Source organism: Arachidicoccus sp. (assembly GCF_050436765.1).
GTDB lineage: Bacteria > Bacteroidota > Bacteroidia > Chitinophagales > Chitinophagaceae > Arachidicoccus.
In genome coordinates this window covers 1-18,794 of the sequence record NZ_JBNQGD010000060.1, presented here as the reverse complement: position 1 = coordinate 18,794, position 18,794 = coordinate 1, and the positions used below count along the sequence as shown (strand labels likewise).

The following is an 18,794-nucleotide window of genomic DNA, read 5'->3' as shown; positions in this document are numbered from 1 at the left end:
TAAAAACTGCGAAAATTTAATACGAAGTTGAAAAAGAAGCGCTGTTAAAGTTGTAATAATAATGGCTTAAGTTTCTGGAAAGTCTTTTTTGCCCCATAATTGTAAAGTAACTTTACAAATCTACTTTATAAAGTAAATTTAGTAAAATGAAAATTGACAAAGATTTTAAACTGGCTGTAGCGCTTAATAGTGCAATTGCCACCCTTACCCGAAAGCTACGAAAGCAAGCGGGCAAGCAACCTTTTTCGCTTACTGAGCAAACGACAATGGCATTGCTTTATGCCAATAAAAGAATGCTTCCTTCTGAATTAGCCGATGCACACCATATTTCGGCACAGGCTATCTCACAGGTATTAAACAGGCTTTATGAACAAAATTGTATCGTCAAGACGGAGGATGAAACCGATAAACGCAAAGTGTACATCTCGCTTAATGAAGAAGGGAAACAGAAATTAACAGAAATGCGCGCGGCTCGAAGCGAGTGGCTCGGGCGAGCCATTGAAAAAGAGCTAACAGAAGAGGAAAAAGCTGTGTTGCCTGCCTTTATTACGATGTTGGCAAAGCTTTCCGTCGTTGAGATTAATTAATAATAATTGTTTTAGTATGCAGATATTTCGTTCGTTATCATCCAGAAATTTTAGATATTTTATTAGTGGTCAATCCGTTTCTTTGATAGGAACCTGGATGCAAAAAGTAGCGGTGAGCTGGATTATCTATTCACTTACCCATTCCGCGTTTATATTGGGACTTACCATGTTTGCCAACCTTATTCCCTCTTTGTTGTTATCGCCTTATGCGGGCAGTTATACGGATCGGCATAATAAACACAAAATATTATTGATTACCCAGATCTTATTGATGTTGCAGGCTGGTATTTTTACGCTTTTTGTGTATTTAAACATGGATAATGTTGCCATCATTATTTTGCTTAGCCTTATTCAAGGTATCATCACCGCTTTTGACACAACGGCCCGGCAGTCATTACTGGTAGAAATGATTGAACATAAAGAAGATTTGTCCAATGCCATTGCACTCAACTCTTCTATGGCCAACCTTACGCGCATTTTGGGCCCGGCAGTTGGTGGCGTATTATTGAGTACGCTAGGTAATACCGCGTGTTTTTTTATCAATTTCGTCAGCTACTTTTTTGTCATATTTTCATTGATAATGATGAAATTGAATTTGCCTAAAATTGAGAAAAACGGAGAAAGTATTTGGGCGGCGTTGAAAGAAGGATACGACTATATAAAAAGCTTGCCCGATTTCTCTTCGCTGATTTTATTAATGGCCGGATATAGCCTTTTTGTTATTCCTTTCAGTACACTATTACCCATTTTTGCCAAAGATATTTTTAAAGGGGACGCAGCTACTTTTAGTTGGTTTGAAAGTGCGGCCGGTATCGGCGCCTTATTAGGTACGGTTTATATTGCCGGCTTAAAGCCTAATAAAAATATGCTGCGCGTCGTATTGTTTTCCAGTATGATATTTTCTTTGGGTGTATTATTGTTGTCATCCAGTCTTAATTTGAATGTTGCTTTGTTTTTTGCCGTAATTTGTGGACTAGGAATGATGTCACAAACCTCCGCTACCAATACCTATCTGCAGACACATGTTTCAGATAAAATGCGTGGGCGTGTGATCAGCTATTTTATTATGTCTTATCAAGGCGTAATTCCCATCGGTAGTCTACTCATAGGGTTTCTGGCTTCTATTTTTGGCGCCAAGGCTACGGTCATTATCGAAGGCGTTATTGGTTTAAGCTGCTCCGTGGTTTTTCTTTATTATAAGAGAAGAGTTCGCAAAACAGTAACTTTTTCTCTTTAATAGTTTGCCTCGTAATAATTCCACATTTCTTCAAAGATTTTACTTTTTAGCGCTTCCGCTGTAAAACCAACCGGGCTGGTAGGCGTAAGGAAATGTAATTCTATGTGATGAGGCATAAGGTAGAAGAATTTATTGGCCGGCAGTATCTTTTTCGTATTAAAAAGTAGGGCCGGCAGTATCTCCGTTTGGGTTTCCACTGCCAGTTTGAAGGCGCCACTATGAAATTTTTTCAGTGGCTGATTTGTTTTATTGCGTGTGCCTTCGGGATATAAAACCATATCCATACCTAAAGCCAGCACTTCTTTCATGTCAAGATAACTTTGTTTGCGACTTTTATCACTATCCCGGTCCACCAATACAGAACCCCATTTATAGATCCATCCAAATAAAGGAACTTTCGCAAAACTCTTTTTCGCAATTGTTTTGGTAGGTCCGGCCATAAACGGATTGGTTACCGGCACATCCATCAAACTATTGTGGTTACAGACGACGACGTAATTTTTATTCTTTTCAAAAACCTTTTTGTTCTTAATCTTCAATGGGCATCCTATTAAGGTTAGGAATACGCGCATCCAAACCCGCGAAACTTTCTGCTGTAAGCCTGCACGCTGGGGGTCCTTCAGCAAAAAACACGGTGACATAAATAGCAGTGCTACAATCATCGTTGCCACGAAAAGAAGTAGTCCCCACAATGCCCAAATACGGCCGAATATATCTTTAAATAGTTTCATATTTTTTATAGGCGGAAAGCCTTTGTTGTACGTTTTTACTCATCCTGAATCTTCCAGTCAATAGCTGTCTGATGTTGTTTTAGCAGTAACTCATTCGTTCTGCTAAAATGTTTGCATCCGAAAAATCCATTATGCGCACTTAATGGAGAAGGATGAGCTGCCGTTAAAATATAATGCTTTGATTGGTCAATCAATGCTTGCTTTTCTTGCGCAAATCTTCCCCACAATAGAAATACAATTCCTTTCTTTTCAGCAGATATTTTTTCAATGACTGCATTGGTGAAAGTAGTCCAACCAATTTTGGCATGACTATTAGCCTCGTGTGCACGTACGCTAAGGGTGGCATTTAGAAGTAAAACGCCTTGTTGTGCCCAATAGCTGAGATCGCCTGTCTTGGGTATGGGCATTCCGATATCTGTATGCAATTCTTTATACATATTGAGAAGGGAAGGGGGGATGCGTACGCCTTTTGGGACGGAAAATGCAAGCCCATGCGCCTGGCCCTGATTATGGTAAGGGTCTTGTCCAAGTAGTACCACTTTTACCTTATCAAATGGCGTTTGTGCAAAAGCATTAAAAATTAAATTGCCTGGCGGGAATATTTCTCTTTTCAGGGCTTTCTCCGCCTTCAGAAAATCGACGATACCAGCAAAGTAGTCTTTAGAGAACTCTTCTTGCAAAACCCGCTTCCAACTTTCTTCTATTTGAACATTCATTAGCCAAAAGTAAAAGTAAAATGTAAAAACTAAAAATAAGTATTTGGGCAAACCGCCATTCAGTGCTGATTTTAATCAGCGGGGCTTGTGCATTTAAGTCTAAAGCCTGTTTTGATTAGGTCAATAGCTTATCTTTGTGTGCGATAAATATTCCTATTTCATATTAAAAATTTTTGAATGAAGGTTCCTACAATGGCTGAAATGCTGATGAGCAATGACACACCGGAGGTTTTGTTTTGGGTGGGATGTGCAGGAAGTTTTGATCAGCGCGCGCAAAATGTTACCAAGGCATTTGCTACTATTTTACATAAAACCGGGGTTAAATATGCTATTTTGGGAAAAGAAGAGTCTTGCACCGGAGATCCGGCAAGAAGAGCCGGTAACGAGTTTCTTTTTCAAATGATGGCCTATAGCAATATTCAAGTTTTAAATAATTACCAGGTAAAAAAAATAGTGACTACTTGCCCGCATTGTTTCAATATTATAAAGAATGAATACCCCGCTTTGGGTGGCCATTACGAAGTGATACATCACAGTACTTTTTTGCAACAATTGTTGGATGAAGGTAAAATTGTCTTGAAAGAGGGTGGCACTTTCAAGGGCAAGAAGGTTACCTACCACGATAGTTGTTACCTAGGTCGGGCCAATAACATTTATGAGGCTCCTCGTAAAGTTTTGGAAGCTTTGGATGTTGAATTAGTGGAGATGAAACACTGTCGCAGTAAAGGATTATGCTGTGGAGCGGGTGGTGCGCAAATGTTTAAAGAAGAAGAAAAGGGCGATAAAAGAGTCAACACTAAAAGAGCCGAAGAGGCGATAGACACCCAGGCGCAAATCGTTGCAGCCGCTTGCCCCTTTTGCAATACGATGATGACGGACGGTATAAAGAGTAAAGGCAAAGAAGAGTCTATCGAAATACTAGATCTTGCAGAACTGATTGCAGCGTCTATGGAGTAAACTTAAAAAGAAAAATTATGGATTTAAATTATCAACAACATGTACCTACTGATTTCCCGGCTGAATCGCGTGTATGGATTTATCAAAGTAGCCGTTTATTTTCTATTGCTGAAGCATTGGAATTAGAGAAAGATATCGAATTATTTTTGGCCGATTGGCAGACGCATGGGGCAGCCAATAAGGGATATGCTAATTTATTCTTCGGGCAGTTCCTCGTGATTATGGCCGATGAGACCCATCAGAAAATAAGTGGTTGCAGTACCGACAGCTCGGTAAGATTTGTCAAGGAGATCGAAAAAGGCTTTTCTGTAAAGATGTTTGATCGCAGTTCTTTGGCATTTATAGTGAATGATAAAGTGCAACTACTGCCTTTAGCCCAATTAAATTATGCGCTTGAAAATAAATTTATAGATACGGATACTTTGTATTTTAATAACCTGGTAGCCACAAAAGAACAATGGCTGCATCAATGGATTGTCCCGGTAAAAAATAGCTGGCTCGCTTCCAGGTTGCCGGAGCAGGCATTGTAAACAAGTAGCTTCCGTAAAAGAAGGCATAAAAAAGCCGCTTATTTTTTAAGCGGCTTTGAATTTTAATTTTTAGAAGTAGCATTGCTCACATCTATACTATCTGCTTTTTCTTTTTCTTTCTGTTGCAGTTTTTGATAGGCCATTATAAATACGGCACTAAGGTTTTGATAGGGTGGTACATAATCGGCAAAGCGCGCATCTCCATGTAATTGAGCCGAAAAATCTTTCCACATCTTCACCCAATTCAAGTTGTCCCCTTTCTGCAAAGTTTTTACGATCCCTACAATTACGGGTGTATTCAGATCTCCCACACCGGTTTGTTTGGAAGAAATAATTTGTGCCTCGGGTGCTTTTTCTAATACTTTATTCAAACTCTGAAAGCCGCCACAACTACCTAGCAACACAACTCTTGCCGAAGGCACCAATTGTTCGATCGTTGTTGGCAAATAATAACTATGTCCGCGGTGAAATACCAATGTAGGATGTAGGTTATTGTCTTTCAGATAGCTGTCCAGTTTTTGCTGGGCCTCATCGTCCAGCGCCTTTAGCTCATCTAACGGTTTGTTGGTGTAAATTGTAATTGGTGTACCCGTTGTAGAAGAAACTTGCGACCAGTATTGGTTGCTCGTTGTTTTCCAACCTTTAATATTAAAAGCATTCATAAACATGTTATAATTCATCAATCCATCCGGGTCTCCATAAGTAAACTGTTGTATGATAATTCTTCCACTTGAATCTTTTAGGTTATTGATGGGCATAAAGTAAACGGGTTCTATCCCAAGCTTGGCGGAAACATCGATATTGTTGGCCGGGTCCATAGAAAGGAAAAGCGTGTTGAGAATATCGTAAATATTGTATGCCTTCTCATTGTGCGTTTGTTTGGCCAACTCTAAATTATTTTGTACTTCGTCTAACACTAACTTTTGAATTTGAGGGTTGTTGAGACTTGAGTAGCTTCCGGCTACATCGACCGCATCTTCCAGGTCATTGGCGCCTTTACCTTTATCTAACCCGCGAACAAAGGCTTTCATCAGTAGTTGCGCATTATTAGGGTTCATGCGCCCCAAAAAATTATCCAGTGTATTGTAATTGGCGGCCATCTTTATCCACTTTCTAAAGTGATCAAAATTTACGGCCATCAGCAGGCCGTCGCCTGTCATGTCTTTGCCTCCCTTTTGCCACAAAAGATTGTATAGGCCATAATCTTTCCCATTAATATAACTCGAGGTATAGATCTCTTCTTCGCTTGAAACGACCAGGTAGTATAAATCTAAAGCGGAGAGAGGTTTCAGGCACGCGTAGCGGATGTCGTTGGTCTTTTCGTGTAAGCCATTTACCTTATTTATAAAATTATCAACACCTTCCACATGAATTTTATTGATAATTGTTTGCCAGGCCATCGCGGTATCCTGATGTAAAGCGCGTCCGGCATAATTTATTTCTGTTTTTACCAGCAACTTAAAATATTTTACGGGGTCAGCTATTGCATCTCCCACCTCATCCATTGTGAGACTGCCATGATAAATGGCGTCTAAGAAAGGCATATATTGACGACCCGAAAAACTGCCATCACTACTGCGTGAGCTGGCTATTCTGGCAATAATACTAACCAAAGGATCTTTGCTTTTGCGAATGCGTTCACCTAGTTGAGTATAAGAGGAGGCATAGTTGTATAATGCATCGGCACTATCTAGTGCAACGGCCTTTATCACACTGTCTGTAGCCGGAAATCCCGGGTTTTTGTCCAAAATCTCCAAAGCTATTGTCGGGTGAAGTGCTATTTCTTTATTGATTAAAATATTACTGAAGCCACTTTTGCCCGGATTATCTTTGAAGGCCATATTCATGGTAAGTAATGCGGCTACTTCGTATTTGTATTTAACGATAACGGGGGTAATGTCCTGGCCTTTTATTTCCAGATCCATTGCTTCCTGGTAGCCCTTTAAAACATTTACGAGCTGAGCGCCACTTATCTGCTGACCAATGAAATAATTTCGATAGGCATATAGAAGCTCGTAAAGACCACGGAGATATTTTATTTTATCGTTGTTGTTTAAATCCTTATTTTCAATTTCTTTTTGTAAATGGTCGACCTGCTTGTTGATAGCATTATTGGCAACTTTGTTTAATGCGGCATTGTCTGCATAAGGTGTAAAATTACCATCTTTTGTGCCATCCAAGCCACAAATGGAGAGCTGCGCTCTGTCCACTTGTTCGTGAGAATATTGCCGGGAAAACGGTATTTTTTGCGCGTGCGCTATGAATGTGCATACTAGTAAAAAGGAGAAAGTAAATACTTTTTTCATTTGTTTGATTAAATTGAGTCCTTATGATTAATTAGTAGTTTGGGAAAAGTACACTGCAAAAATACGACCAAATACGCTTAACAATTATATAATGACAAAATTCTAGCTTATCTTGGTTTTGAAATTATTTTTGTGTAAATAAATTATTATGAAGACAAGCCCAAAGAAAGTACTGATTGCAGATGATGAAGAAGATATTTTAGAGATTATCGGATATAATCTTCGCAACGAGAATTATGAGGTTATTACGGCTAAAGATGGTAAGGCGGCGATAGAGAAGGCAAAGGAAAGTAAACCAGATTTGATTATTCTGGATATGATGATGCCTTTTTATAGTGGAATGCAAGTATGCGAGATATTACGTTCATTGCCTCAATTTGAAGATACCTTGATCGTTTTTTTGACAGCTATAGATGATGATTCAAACGAAATAAAAGGCCTGGAAAGTGGAGCAGATGATTATATTACCAAGCCGATTTCCCCAAAAGTGTTGATCAGTAGGATAAATGCTCTTTTCAGAAGAGCGAAAAAAGAGGATATAGGAGACAAGATTATTGCGATTGAAAATATGAAAATTGATCCCATTCGTTTTGTTGTAACCATAGATCAGCAAGATGTAATATTGGCAAAAAAGGAATTTGAATTATTATATTTATTAGCTTCTACACCTGGGCGTGTATTTCTTCGCAATGAAATTTTGAATAAAGTTTGGGGCTCAGAAGTAATTGTAGGGGATAGGACCATTGATGTACATATTCGCAAAATAAGGCAGAAATTAAACTTAGATTGTATATCTACCGTTAAAGGAGTAGGGTATAAGTTTGTTATTTAGTATTTATAAAAAAGATAATATGGCTGCAAAGAATTTTTCGCCAACTCAATTGGCTCTTTATACGGCTCTCTTAGCGAGCATTCCGGTAGGGATATGTTTTCTTCTGTCTTCGACTAAGTGGTGGCTTGCGCTTGTCGCGGTGCTCTGCGTATTTATTTGTAACTTCTTTATATTTAGAGAAGTGTTGCGTCGATTTATTTATCGGAAAATAAAATTAATCTATAAATTCATTTATCAAACCAAAGCGAGTAAGCGTGAAGAGATGTATTACAAATATGTTCTTCCGCAAAAGAGTATTCAGGAAGTTGAAGAAGACGTGCAGGCCTGGGCGGAAAAACAAAACGAGGAATTAGAGTCCTTGCGCTCAACAGAAAAATATCGTCGTGAATTTTTGCAAAACTTCTCGCATGAAATCAAAACCCCCATTTTTGCTGTTCAAGGCTATTTAGATACTTTGTTGTCCGGCTCTTTAGAGGACGAGCAATTGAACCGAAAATTTATAACAAAGGCCTCTTCGAACATCGATAGAATGGTGCATTTGGTAAATGATATAGATGAAATAGCTCGTTTAGAATCGGGTAAACAAAGCATCAATAAACAAGATTTCATTATTCAAGATTTGATTAAAGAAGTTTTTGAAAATATACAAGCTACCGATGCGAATAAATCAATTAATTTTTCTATTAAAAAAGGATGCGAGGCACCGGTTCATGTGTTTGCAGACAAGGAAAAAATAAGGCAGGTCCTCACTAATTTATTGATTAATGCTGTTAAGTATTGCCCGCCTTCCGCACAAGTGGTAGCAAGTATTTACAAGCCCGACGGAGCAAGAGCATTGATAGAGATAAGTGATAATGGAATGGGAATCGCGGAAGAGCATTTGCCCCGAATTTTTGAGCGTTTTTATCGTACCGATGCTGGTCGGAGCCGCAATAGTGGCGGCACGGGCTTGGGGCTGGCCATCTGCAAACATATTATTGAAGCACATCAGCAAACTATCCATATTCGCAGCAAACTCAACGTAGGGACAACTGTGGGCTTTACTTTACAGGCAAGAAAAGATTAGACTCTCTTAGATTTCCCCTGTGCTTTTTGCTCGGCTATTTGCTGGATAAAAGAGTCAATACTATAGGCGTCGTTAACAGAGAAATTGCCAATTTTTGTTCTACATAAAGAACTTAAATAACCACCTACCCCCAATTCTTTGCCGAAGTCATTGGCTAATGTACGAATATATGTTCCCGTACCGCACGAGACTCTGAAGAATACTTTCGGTAAAGCTATTTCGGTTATTTCAAATTCCCTTATGGTTATTTTACGTGGATCAAGTTGTATGTCTTCTCCTTTGCGAGCGGCCAGGTAGGCCGGTTTTCCATTTTTTTTGATGGCCGAATGAATGGGCGGTGTTTGTAATATTTCCCCCTTAAATTTATTCGTACAATTTAAAATGTCCTGTTTGGTAATAGTGGTAAAGTCCTTGAAGTTTTCCGGTTCACTTTCCAGATCAAAAGTAGGCGTGGTTGCACCCAGGGTAATACTTCCGGTGTATTCTTTTTCCTGGGCCATATATTCATTTATCTTCTTGGTGAAAGCACCCGTGCAAATGATAAGTAAGCCGGTTGCCAAAGGGTCTAATGTACCTGCGTGACCGACTTTTGAAACCCCCGTCAGCAGGCGTATTTTTTTGACCGCATCAAAAGAAGTCCAGTGCAGCGGCTTGTCCAATAAGATTACTTTTCCATCCAAATAGGGTTGCATCGCCGGGTCAATGGGTTTTTGCCGCATAGTATTAATCAAATTTAATAGCCTGAACAGGTCTTATTCTTTTTACAAAAATGGTAGGAAGTAATAGTGATAGATAACAGATAACAATGGTGGCAACACAAATCATTATGACTTCCGGCCAGACGATGACTACCGGTGCTACACTTACATAATAAGCCGATTCATCAAGTTTGAGAAAGCCGGTATATTGTTGTAAAAGGCAAATGCCGATACCAAATATAAAGCCGTATAGCACTCCCCTGATAGCAATAAGAGAAGAGTGATAAAGGAATATTTTTTGTATCACCCAATTGCTACTGCCGACAGATTTCAATATACCGGTCATCTTCATCCTTTCCAGGACCAGTATCAGCAGGCAGGTAATCAAATTGATAATCGCCACTATAGACATTATTATATAAATAACATTTTTATTTACATCCTGAATATTTAGCCAGTCAAAAATGTTGGGGTAGACATCGCGTATGGTTTTACTCATCCAGGAACCGGGTAGTTCATTGTTCAGTAATTGTGAGGTAGTGTCCATTAAACGATAATTCTTTAAAAATACTTCATAACCGCCTATTTCATTTTTGTGCCACCCGTTCACCCTTCTGATTAAGCGAATATCCCCGATGGCAAAAAGTTTATCATATTCGTCAATACCCGTTTTGTAGATGCCGCTTACACGAAGTTTGTGCACACTTGCTTTGCCGTATTGGCTTGAAATGAAATATATAAATACGGTGTCATTGATTTTAATGTTCAACTCGCTGGCGACCGGCTGGGAAATGACTATTTCTTTGCTATAGGATGAATCATTAAAACGGAGCCACCGCCCTTTTTGTAAAAAGGCATGCAAATTATTAAAATCGTAATGTTTATCGACACCTTTGATTAAAATGCCCTCAATATCTTTATTTTTCTCAATTACCGCCGATTTAGTGGCAAATGGATGTACCTCTTTTACATTGCTATTGTGGCGAATGATATTGTACACCTGCGCGTTTTGCTGCAAGGGTGCCTCTTCTGCTACTATTGATTTCGCGGGTTCGTATTGCTGCACGCGCAAATGTCCCCAAAAGCTAAAAATTTTTTGACTGACGGCTTGTTGAAATCCACTGACAAATGAGGAGGATATGATCATTGCAGCAACGCTTATCGCGGTGGCCAAGGTGGCTAAGCGAATAATGAATCTTGAAAAAGATTTCTGCCGGTTAAAGGCAATACGTTTTGCGATAAATGAAGATACATTCATTGATTGGGAAAAGAATACTTAGTTTTATTGTTTAATGTGTGGCGAAGTTAATTAGGATTGATGAATTTTGTAGGTGAATTTGAATTTATATGAAAAGAAACTGCATATTTACCCGGACATACTAAAATAACTTTATTTAAATGGTTATGGATAAAAAATGATGTCCAGGAGATTACATAAAATAAAAGTTCTAACCTGCCACCATTAAATAATAGCTATTGCCCGATGGGAATAGAAGCATTTATTGTTGTGAAGAGAAATGCATTTTAGTAGAAATGGAGATAACAATGATAGGGTAGTGTATGACGAGGCGATGAGGAGGCGATGAGGGGGCGATGAATGATTTTTTAATCCATCTCTGTTATTCATATGTGTATTTTAGGATAGATTACAACAATACAGTAAAAAATAGGCAAATGAGGGAGTGTAAAATAAGTTGTGTTGAGGTATTTTGTTTTCAATTAAGTACCGGAGACTTAGTTTACACTCCTTCATAGTCAAGGCCGCAATTATTGCACTCTTCGTAAAATAAATGACTGGTTTATTGCCGCATTTGCCGTCCAAATAATAATTTTCGTACCATCATTTATCGATGCTCCTGAAGCGTCCATTGAAGTAGTGGCAGCGCATTTTGGCGACAAAGTAAACAGACCGTTACCCTGGCTTGTTATTTTCCATTGTTGTCCGGTACTATTAACATCCGTTTGAAGTTGCAATTGCGTTCCGGCGGTATTCACATTATTGGGAACCGTTAATGCCAAAGTAGAATCATTTACAGGTTTGATTTTGAAATATCCATTTCCTAAATCTATAAATATCCACTTTTGGTTGCTTCCGCCTGTTTTGTGCCACAAAATGATATTTGTGCCATTTTTTGCTACGCCATTGTATAAATCTAAATTGCTTGTATTGTTCATAGAAGTAGAAATATTATATACCCCTTCAGAAACAATGGAAGTATCGGGTTTATACACTCTTATATAATCAACCATCATATTAAATGGCAAGTTGGTATTGTTTATTGGACCGCCCCAGCTTCCGCCACCTGATTGATTTAGGATTACATAAAAAGGAATATTAAATGGCCATTGTGCGGTTCCGCCGGTACTTGATCTACTATAAGTTCCGACAACTACGTCATTTACATAGAAGGTAAGCGCATTGGGAAACCATTCTATGCCATAAGTATTATATTGATTAACATTAAATCCTTTGGTGAAAGCATGTCCCGAGCTTAGAGACTGTCCATGCAAAGTCTGATAAAAGATACTATCATTATTTAGGTGTTCCATAATGTCAATCTCGCCGCTATTGGGCCAACCACCATAAGTTGCCGTTTCGGGCATCATCCAAATAGCCGGCCAAGAACCTTGCCCTTGTGTAAACTTTGCCCTTACCTGTACCTTTCCGTAGGTAAAAGTAAACTTACCATAAGTTTGTATCCCTCCAGAATGATAGGCAATTGTATCGCCGGCGATCACAGCATTATCCATTGTTAGTTGCAGATTATTATTTGCTAAATTTGCATAGTGACTGGTAGAAGTTAAATATTTTGCCCAATCAGGATTGGCTCTTGGGCAAAAGCTCCAATTAGTTGAATCGAAATTTGAACCTACAGAGAATTCATCTTGGAATAATAAATCCCAGCCAATTAGTGAGGCGGAATCGGTTTGCAAAGTTGTCACGGGGCTCAATTTGACAGCACTTTGCATCGCCGAAGGTTTTAAAAAAGCATTACTTTGTTTAGCACAAGAAAAAAAAGTAGTCAACATTAAAAAACAAATAATTTTTTTCATTTTTTTGATTTTTTAGATGAAAGAAAAAAAGGCAAAGGAGCAAAAGACTGGCTGTCATGTTCTCACCAGGCCTTTTGCTTCTAATTAAATTGTTTATAATACGTCCATTATAATTAAGAAATTATTGTGTAATAGGAATAGGGGACAAGTAATACGCGTGATTAGCATCATCGGGTTGATTGGTGAGAGGTACTTCACCTGCGTCTCTGGTTGAATTCACTTTTGCTACTGTCTCGGTTCTTAATAAATCATACCATCTTGAACCAAACTCAGCTGCATATTCCCAACCCCTTTCTGCTACGACAGAATCTCTGAAAGCTGTTTGAGAAAGTCCGGCCTGTAAGTCATTCAAATGTCCGGCAGCCCTGGCTCTTATTAGGTTTACGGCAGCATAAGCACTTGCATCCGGACCGGCAGACATAGCTTCTGCTTCTGCATAAGTCAACAAAACATTAGAATAGCGTAGCAGATAGCTGGTCGCACTTCCCCACCAGTTATTTGATTTATGTGTTGTCCAATTGTAGGAAACATCATCTCTGTATTTTAAGAAGTAAGGATGTTTTTGAACATCGTGTTCCCAATCTGTAGCCAGCGCAGGATTATTGTTCGGGAAATATTGGTATTGATATGTTGCCGCTTTTCTAGGACCTTCCGGAAAATTTTTAAAGAAGGTAATTTCACCAAATAAATCGTCCCAACCACCTTCTTCTGCCGGCGCTAAAGATGGAGGCCCCATTTCTGTACCGTTGTAAAAGCCGGTATTTGGTGCTTGATTGTTATAATAACAAGCAAAAATGGCTTCTTTATTAAACTTGTTCCCGATCTGCCATAAATCTCCATAATTGGGCAATAAATCATATCCCCAGGATGCTTTGTTATCGATTACTTCTTTGGCTTTTTGTGCAGCAAGCGCATATTTATCTGTTTGTTTCAAAGGCCATCCAGCCATTGTAAGGTATACTTCAGCCAACATTGCTTTTGCTGAACCAGCCGTGGGTAAAATGTCTATACCATTTTGTTGTTGATTGCCTGTCCAATGATTGGGTAGCATTGTTTCCGCATTTTTCAAATCGCTAACAATTTGTGTGTATATTGATTCAACGGTTGAGTTTTGAAGAGAATCGGTACTTACCAATAGTGGCATAGGAATATTGCCAAAAGTTCTCGTAAGGTAGAAATAACAGGTAGCTCTTATAAAATACGCGTAGCCGCCAGCATTATTTTGCTGCGCAATTGTGGCTTCCTTTGCATTCTTATAATTAGCGATTAGCGCATTTGCCTGTTTAATGGTTGCATATAATGGGTTCCAAAAGTAAGCAGACATTCTAGCATTTGAAGCCTTAGTATTATTATCAACAAATACATCGTAGTCGGAAAAAACAATTTTGTTTCCGGTACGTTTTGCTGTTATATCATCGGCGCCAAAATACGTGGGTGTTACCAAACTGAAGCAGGCTCCCATTTGATAGGCAATACCGGAGCAAGCAATTGTTAGATCGTTTGACGTTTTATAAAAATTTTGGGGAACTAGGCTTCCTTTCGGGGTTTCATCTAAGAAACTTTTTGAACATCCCCAAAATGTCAACATGGACATCACCAATAAGCCCAAGAAATATTTTTTCATATATAATAATTTAGCCATTGTTAAAAATTAAGTTGAATACCGACGGTTATTGTCTTTGGCGAAGGATATGCGCCAACATCAATACCATTATTAGAATCGCTGGTCGAGGGGGTGCTTGTGGCTTCCGGATCAAAACCTTTATATTTAGTAATCGTTGCCAAGTTTTGAGCGCTGGCAAAAACCTTAACGGCTGCGAATTTTAAATATTTCTTATTGATATTATAGGAGAGGCTTACATTTTTTAGTCTGATATAGCTACCATCTTGCAAAAACTGGGTTGACTCCACCCAGCTTTTAGTATGGTTAGCGGGATTAGCCCAAGTAGAGCCTGTATTGGTACTAGTCCAGTAGTTCGCTGCATCTGCTAGTGTAATATTGGCAACATCGCTAGTAGGTACCGCCGCTGCTGCATAAGTGGCATTAAATATCTTGTTGCCTTGTGAACTTTGAATAAAGATGTTTAAATCAAAGTTCTTGTACGTAAAGGTATTATTAAAGCCAAATTGATATTTGGGCATCGCAGAACCGACTATTTTTTGATCTTCAAATCCTATCGTTCCATTTCCGCTTACATCCGTGTATTTGGGATCGCCCGCTTTATGAGCTCCGTCATTTGCCTGGTATACACCTTCCCAAGGAATTAAGTAAAATGAACCTAAAGGTTGCCCAACTTTAACGACTTGAATATTTGTGCTGATTAATCCGCCTGCGAGCCAAGGTAATTTTATCATATCGGCGCCCCCAAGATTAAGTACTTTATTACGATTGGTAGCAAAATTGAAATTAGTATTCCAGCTGAAATTATTAGTAGCTATTGGCGTCGCATTAATTGAAAATTCAAAACCTTTATTCCTTATCGAGCCAATGTTTTGAAGCATTGTACCTCCGCCATTGTAGTTTGTAATGGGTACATCCAATAATAGTCCGGTAGTTTTTTTATCGTAATAATCAAATGAAAAACTCAAAGCGTTCTTCAAGAAGCTCATATCAACCCCCAAATCTGCCTGTTTAGTAGTTTCCCATTTCAAATTATCAGAAGACGGGTTGCCTATTCCATATCCTGTTGAAGGTGTTGTAGTCCCATATGAAAAGTTCATAGAAGAAAGTAAACCTAGCGTGCTATAGGGCGGTACCGCCTGGTTTCCTGTGATTCCCCAGCCGCCTCTGATTTTAAGATTAGAGAATAGATTTAAGTTCTTAATAAATTGCTCATTGGAAGCTTTCCATCCAAATCCAAAGGAAGGGAAAGTGCCCCATTTGTTATTTCCCTGAAATTTTGAAGACCCGTCACGTCTTATAGTTGCCGTTAATAGATATTTATCGTTATAAGTATAATTGATGCGACCGATATAAGACAATAGCGACCAATTGGAATAACCGGATTGAATTGCCTGAGCCGCTGCCAACCCTAGATTATAATAACTGTAATTGGAAGAAGTCAAACCAGTTCCGGCCGCCAAAAAATTATCGAATTTATTAGAGGTAGATTCCAGTACCGCTACTGCGTTTAAGCTGTTTCTGCCGAATGTTTTATTAAATTCAAGTGAATTACTATTTTGGAAGGTATAGTTATCGCTACTAGATTCTCCTGCTGAGGGGCTTGCATTCGTAATCCATTTGTCATTAAAATAGGCATTTTTAATAATAGACATATCCAACCCTGCACGAATATTTAAAGAAAGCCAAGGTGCAATTTCATATTTTGCATGGCCATTAAATACACCTACATTGGAGAAAGTATTATTATCCCTCTCTTTCAATGTCATATAAGGCTGTGCCCATATAGGGGAGCTGATATGTGCATTATAATTACCTAAAGAATCATAAACAGGGGTTAACGTGGGCCAGGCGATAGCAGACATGACCGGATTGCCCTTTGATCCGATGTCGCTATTATTGTGTGCGTTAAATCTTGCTAGATATACGTCTGCATCAGCAGTTAGGCGTTTGCTGAGCTTTAAATTGATATTAAACCTGGCGCCAAATTTTTTTTGAGAGGTATTTAATAATAAGCCGCCTTGATCAACATAGAAAGCAGAAACATAATATTTAGAATTTTCGGTACCACCGGTTATTGACAGTTGGTGACTCTGGGTAGAGGATTTTTTAATGATTAAATCTTGCCAATTCGTAGCTTGTGTGGATGCATATTGTTGCGCATTAGGATAGCTACCCGGATTGTTTAGATTAGCGATGGTAGCATAAGTTAACGGATTCATCAGGTCGTATTTATTCATCGGGCTGTTAAAGCTCAAGAACCCTTTGTAGGTAACTTCAGGCGGACTAATCTTACCTTTTTTAGTCGTAATGATGACAACACCGTTAGCACCGCGAGAGCCATAGATAGCGGTTGCTGATGCATCTTTAAGTATTTCCATAGATGCTATGTCGTCCACATTTAATTGGCTAAAGTTTGCAGAACCTAAAGCAATCCCGTCTACAACGTATAGTGGATTATTGCTGTAATTGACAGAGTTGGCTCCGCGAATTCTTATTTTGACATCAGCGCCTGGCGCTCCAGAGCTATTAGATACCGAAACGCCGGCTACTCTGCCTTGTAGCGCAGAACTAATATCTACAATGGGTTGATCCTTATATGAACTTGCATTTACCGTGCTTACGGCACCCGTCAAATCGCTTCTTTTCGTTTTACCGTAACCTACGACTACCATTTCTTCTAATTCGGCTGTAACAGGCACTAAAGAAATGTTGATGGTTGATTGTTTTTCAAAAACTATATTTTGCGCTTTAAACCCAACATAACTGAATTGTAGCATATTTCCTTTATCTACAGTTATTTCATAATCGCCATTGCCATCTGTAATGGTACCCTTTTTAGTCCCAACGATCACAACCGAAACGCCTCCAATAGCTTTACCGGTTGTATCTGTTACCTTCCCGTGTATTTGATATTGTTGAACGATTACTTTTACTTGTTTTTCTATATTTGTAAAAGTTGGCTTTGACTTTAAATACACAAGTTTGTTTACGATGTTATAAGAAATGGGCAATTTCTCAAAACATGCATTTAGCGCGTCTTTTAATGTTACCTGATGTAGATGCAAATCCAGATGAGGTGCACCAACTATCAATTGATCATTCCAGATAAAAGAATAACCTGTTTGTGCTTTAAAGCTTTCAAGTGCTTTTTCTATGGAGATGTTCTTAGAATTTAATGATACTTTTTGTGCGCTTGTTTTAGCACTAAGATGTAATGCTGTGAACAATATCAAAGCAGATACCAATCGCATAATTTTCCAAATTTTAGAAATCAAATATTGCCTATGCCGTTCTACATGGTAGAAAGTTGTATTTTTCATACATTTGTATGGGTTTTAGTGAAAAATCGGTTTTAACTTAACATTCATCTGGTTTTCTGCAAGGCCCACATCTGCCGGAAGTTGCCGTCAAACACTTCCGGTTTTTTATGTCCTTGCCTTTCAATTTTCTTATTGTTTTATTTCATGGGGCTTCGTTTTGGTTAAATAAATTAGTTGCCATAGACTGTCAATATTTTATTTTTAAGTTGCGTTCTTATTCCATTGGCATCGAGTGCTGTAAGTATATTGGAGAGATCTAAGTTTCTACTAATAGAGCCACTAAAACTAAGTTTAGGTGCAACGCCTACATACCGTATATCTACATCGTACCATCGGGATATTTCGCGCATCATTGCTTTAACGTCTAAACTGTTCAGAGATAGTTGTCCATGCATCCAATCAACGGCATTATCTGTATCTACTTTTTTTACTTGAATAATACCGCCATTTTGATTTACCTTTCCTTGCTGCCCTGGTTTTAGCAGCTTTTCCTCCTTGTCGCAAGTAAATTGAATGGAACCTTCAAGGAGCGTCGCCTTTACATAGGGTTCGTCTTTGTAGGACATCACATCGAAATGGGTTCCGAGCACTGTAATACTTGATTTACTTGCCTTTACAATAAACGGTCGATGTGGATTCTTAGCTACTTCAAAATAGGCTTCACCGGTAAGCTCCACCTGTCTTGTATCACCCAAGAAAGCGACCGGGAAACGAATGGATGAAGCGGCATTCAACCATACTTTTGTGCCGTCGGACAAGATCAGTGATGGGGATTGCTCGCCGCGACCAGTGCTTAATATATTATAGCTCAGCTGTGAAACCTTTTTCCCTTGATACGAAATCTTGCCATTATTCTTTGAAATCACGGTATTGCCCTGCCTTGCCAATTGACCATTTTTGGATGGGTCGAGGGTTATTTTACTTCCGTCGGCTAAGGTTAATACGGCTCTTACAGCCGCAGGTGAAGCATCTTGGACCTGCTTATGATTACCGGCTTTTGTTATTTTAGTTTTTTTATTCCAGTGTAATTGCACAAAGAAGGTCCCTAACAATAGCAATAACAATATCGCAGCCGCAGAAAAGAGTCGTTTTATATAAAAAAGTTTGTATGCGTTTTGGATTTTTTTGTTTATTTT

Annotated in this window: 15 protein-coding genes; 6 read left to right on the top strand and 9 right to left on the bottom strand. The window is 38.8% G+C overall.

Going from position 1 to position 18,794, the window contains the following annotated elements; translation table 11 throughout:
• The first annotated feature begins 146 nt into the window (after nt 1–146).
• Nucleotides 147–587, top strand: coding sequence for a MarR family winged helix-turn-helix transcriptional regulator (locus ACQR30_RS02515; RefSeq protein ID WP_429730777.1), 441 nt, complete (start codon nt 147–149; stop codon nt 585–587).
• Nucleotides 588–603: 16 nt separating this feature from the next.
• Nucleotides 604–1,824 carry an MFS transporter gene (locus ACQR30_RS02510; protein WP_429730774.1) on the top strand — a complete coding sequence of 407 codons (1,221 nt, stop codon included), beginning with the start codon at nt 604–606 and terminating at the stop codon, nt 1,822–1,824.
• Here the strand turns inward: ACQR30_RS02510 and ACQR30_RS02505 are convergent.
• Together ACQR30_RS02505 and ung are read right to left on the bottom strand one after the other, a co-directional pair.
• Nucleotides 1,821–2,555, bottom strand: coding sequence for a lysophospholipid acyltransferase family protein (locus tag ACQR30_RS02505; RefSeq protein ID WP_429730772.1), 735 nt, complete (start codon nt 2,553–2,555; stop codon nt 1,821–1,823). The two genes, ACQR30_RS02510 and ACQR30_RS02505, sit on opposite strands and share 4 nt — an antisense overlap.
• 35 nt (nt 2,556–2,590) lie before the next feature.
• A complete protein-coding gene (ung, locus tag ACQR30_RS02500; protein WP_429730769.1) occupies nt 2,591–3,271 on the bottom strand; it encodes a uracil-DNA glycosylase in 681 nt (226 codons plus the stop codon).
• A gap of 177 nt (nt 3,272–3,448) precedes the next feature.
• On the opposite strand from ung, the gene ACQR30_RS02495 reads away from it, so the two are divergent.
• Together ACQR30_RS02495 and ACQR30_RS02490 are read left to right on the top strand one after the other, a co-directional pair.
• Complete coding sequence (locus ACQR30_RS02495; protein WP_429730766.1) at nt 3,449–4,228, top strand: (Fe-S)-binding protein; 780 nt, start codon at nt 3,449–3,451, stop codon at nt 4,226–4,228.
• Between the two features lie 17 nt (nt 4,229–4,245).
• A complete protein-coding gene (locus ACQR30_RS02490; protein WP_429730763.1) occupies nt 4,246–4,758 on the top strand; it encodes a hypothetical protein in 513 nt (170 codons plus the stop codon).
• Nucleotides 4,759–4,820: 62 nt separating this feature from the next.
• Here the strand turns inward: ACQR30_RS02490 and ACQR30_RS02485 are convergent, their stop codons facing one another.
• Nucleotides 4,821–7,064: a hypothetical protein gene (locus tag ACQR30_RS02485; RefSeq protein ID WP_429730759.1), complete on the bottom strand. Its 2,244-nt coding sequence runs from the start codon at nt 7,062–7,064 to the stop codon at nt 4,821–4,823.
• Nucleotides 7,065–7,212: 148 nt separating this feature from the next.
• On the opposite strand from ACQR30_RS02485, the gene ACQR30_RS02480 reads away from it, so the two are divergent.
• Together ACQR30_RS02480 and ACQR30_RS02475 are read left to right on the top strand one after the other, a co-directional pair.
• On the top strand, nt 7,213–7,896 hold the full coding sequence (locus ACQR30_RS02480; protein ID WP_429730757.1) for a response regulator: 684 nt from the start codon (nt 7,213–7,215) through the stop codon (nt 7,894–7,896).
• Between the two features lie 19 nt (nt 7,897–7,915).
• On the top strand, nt 7,916–8,962 hold the full coding sequence (locus tag ACQR30_RS02475; RefSeq protein ID WP_429730754.1) for a sensor histidine kinase: 1,047 nt from the start codon (nt 7,916–7,918) through the stop codon (nt 8,960–8,962).
• Here the strand turns inward: ACQR30_RS02475 and truB are convergent.
• The 6 genes from truB to ACQR30_RS02445 form a co-directional block, all read right to left on the bottom strand.
• Nucleotides 8,959–9,681, bottom strand: a complete 723-nt coding sequence (truB, locus tag ACQR30_RS02470) for a tRNA pseudouridine(55) synthase TruB (protein ID WP_429730751.1) — start codon at nt 9,679–9,681, stop codon at nt 8,959–8,961. The genes ACQR30_RS02475 and truB overlap by 4 nt on opposite strands.
• Nucleotides 9,682–9,685: 4 nt before the next feature.
• Complete coding sequence (locus ACQR30_RS02465) at nt 9,686–10,918, bottom strand: ABC transporter permease (protein WP_429730748.1); 1,233 nt, start codon at nt 10,916–10,918, stop codon at nt 9,686–9,688.
• Between the two features lie 509 nt (nt 10,919–11,427).
• Complete coding sequence (locus tag ACQR30_RS02460) at nt 11,428–12,714, bottom strand: family 16 glycosylhydrolase (RefSeq protein WP_429730745.1); 1,287 nt, start codon at nt 12,712–12,714, stop codon at nt 11,428–11,430.
• A gap of 121 nt (nt 12,715–12,835) precedes the next feature.
• The gene (locus ACQR30_RS02455) at nt 12,836–14,338 is read right to left on the bottom strand and encodes a RagB/SusD family nutrient uptake outer membrane protein (protein ID WP_429730743.1); all 1,503 of its coding nucleotides are present in this window, start codon (nt 14,336–14,338) and stop codon (nt 12,836–12,838) included.
• A 20-nt stretch (nt 14,339–14,358) separates the two neighbouring features.
• Nucleotides 14,359–17,589, bottom strand: a complete 3,231-nt coding sequence (locus ACQR30_RS02450; RefSeq protein WP_429730739.1) for a SusC/RagA family TonB-linked outer membrane protein — start codon at nt 17,587–17,589, stop codon at nt 14,359–14,361.
• 239 nt (nt 17,590–17,828) lie between these two features.
• Nucleotides 17,829–18,794: FecR family protein (locus tag ACQR30_RS02445; protein WP_429730736.1), on the bottom strand; the 966-nt coding region annotated here is incomplete at its 5' end.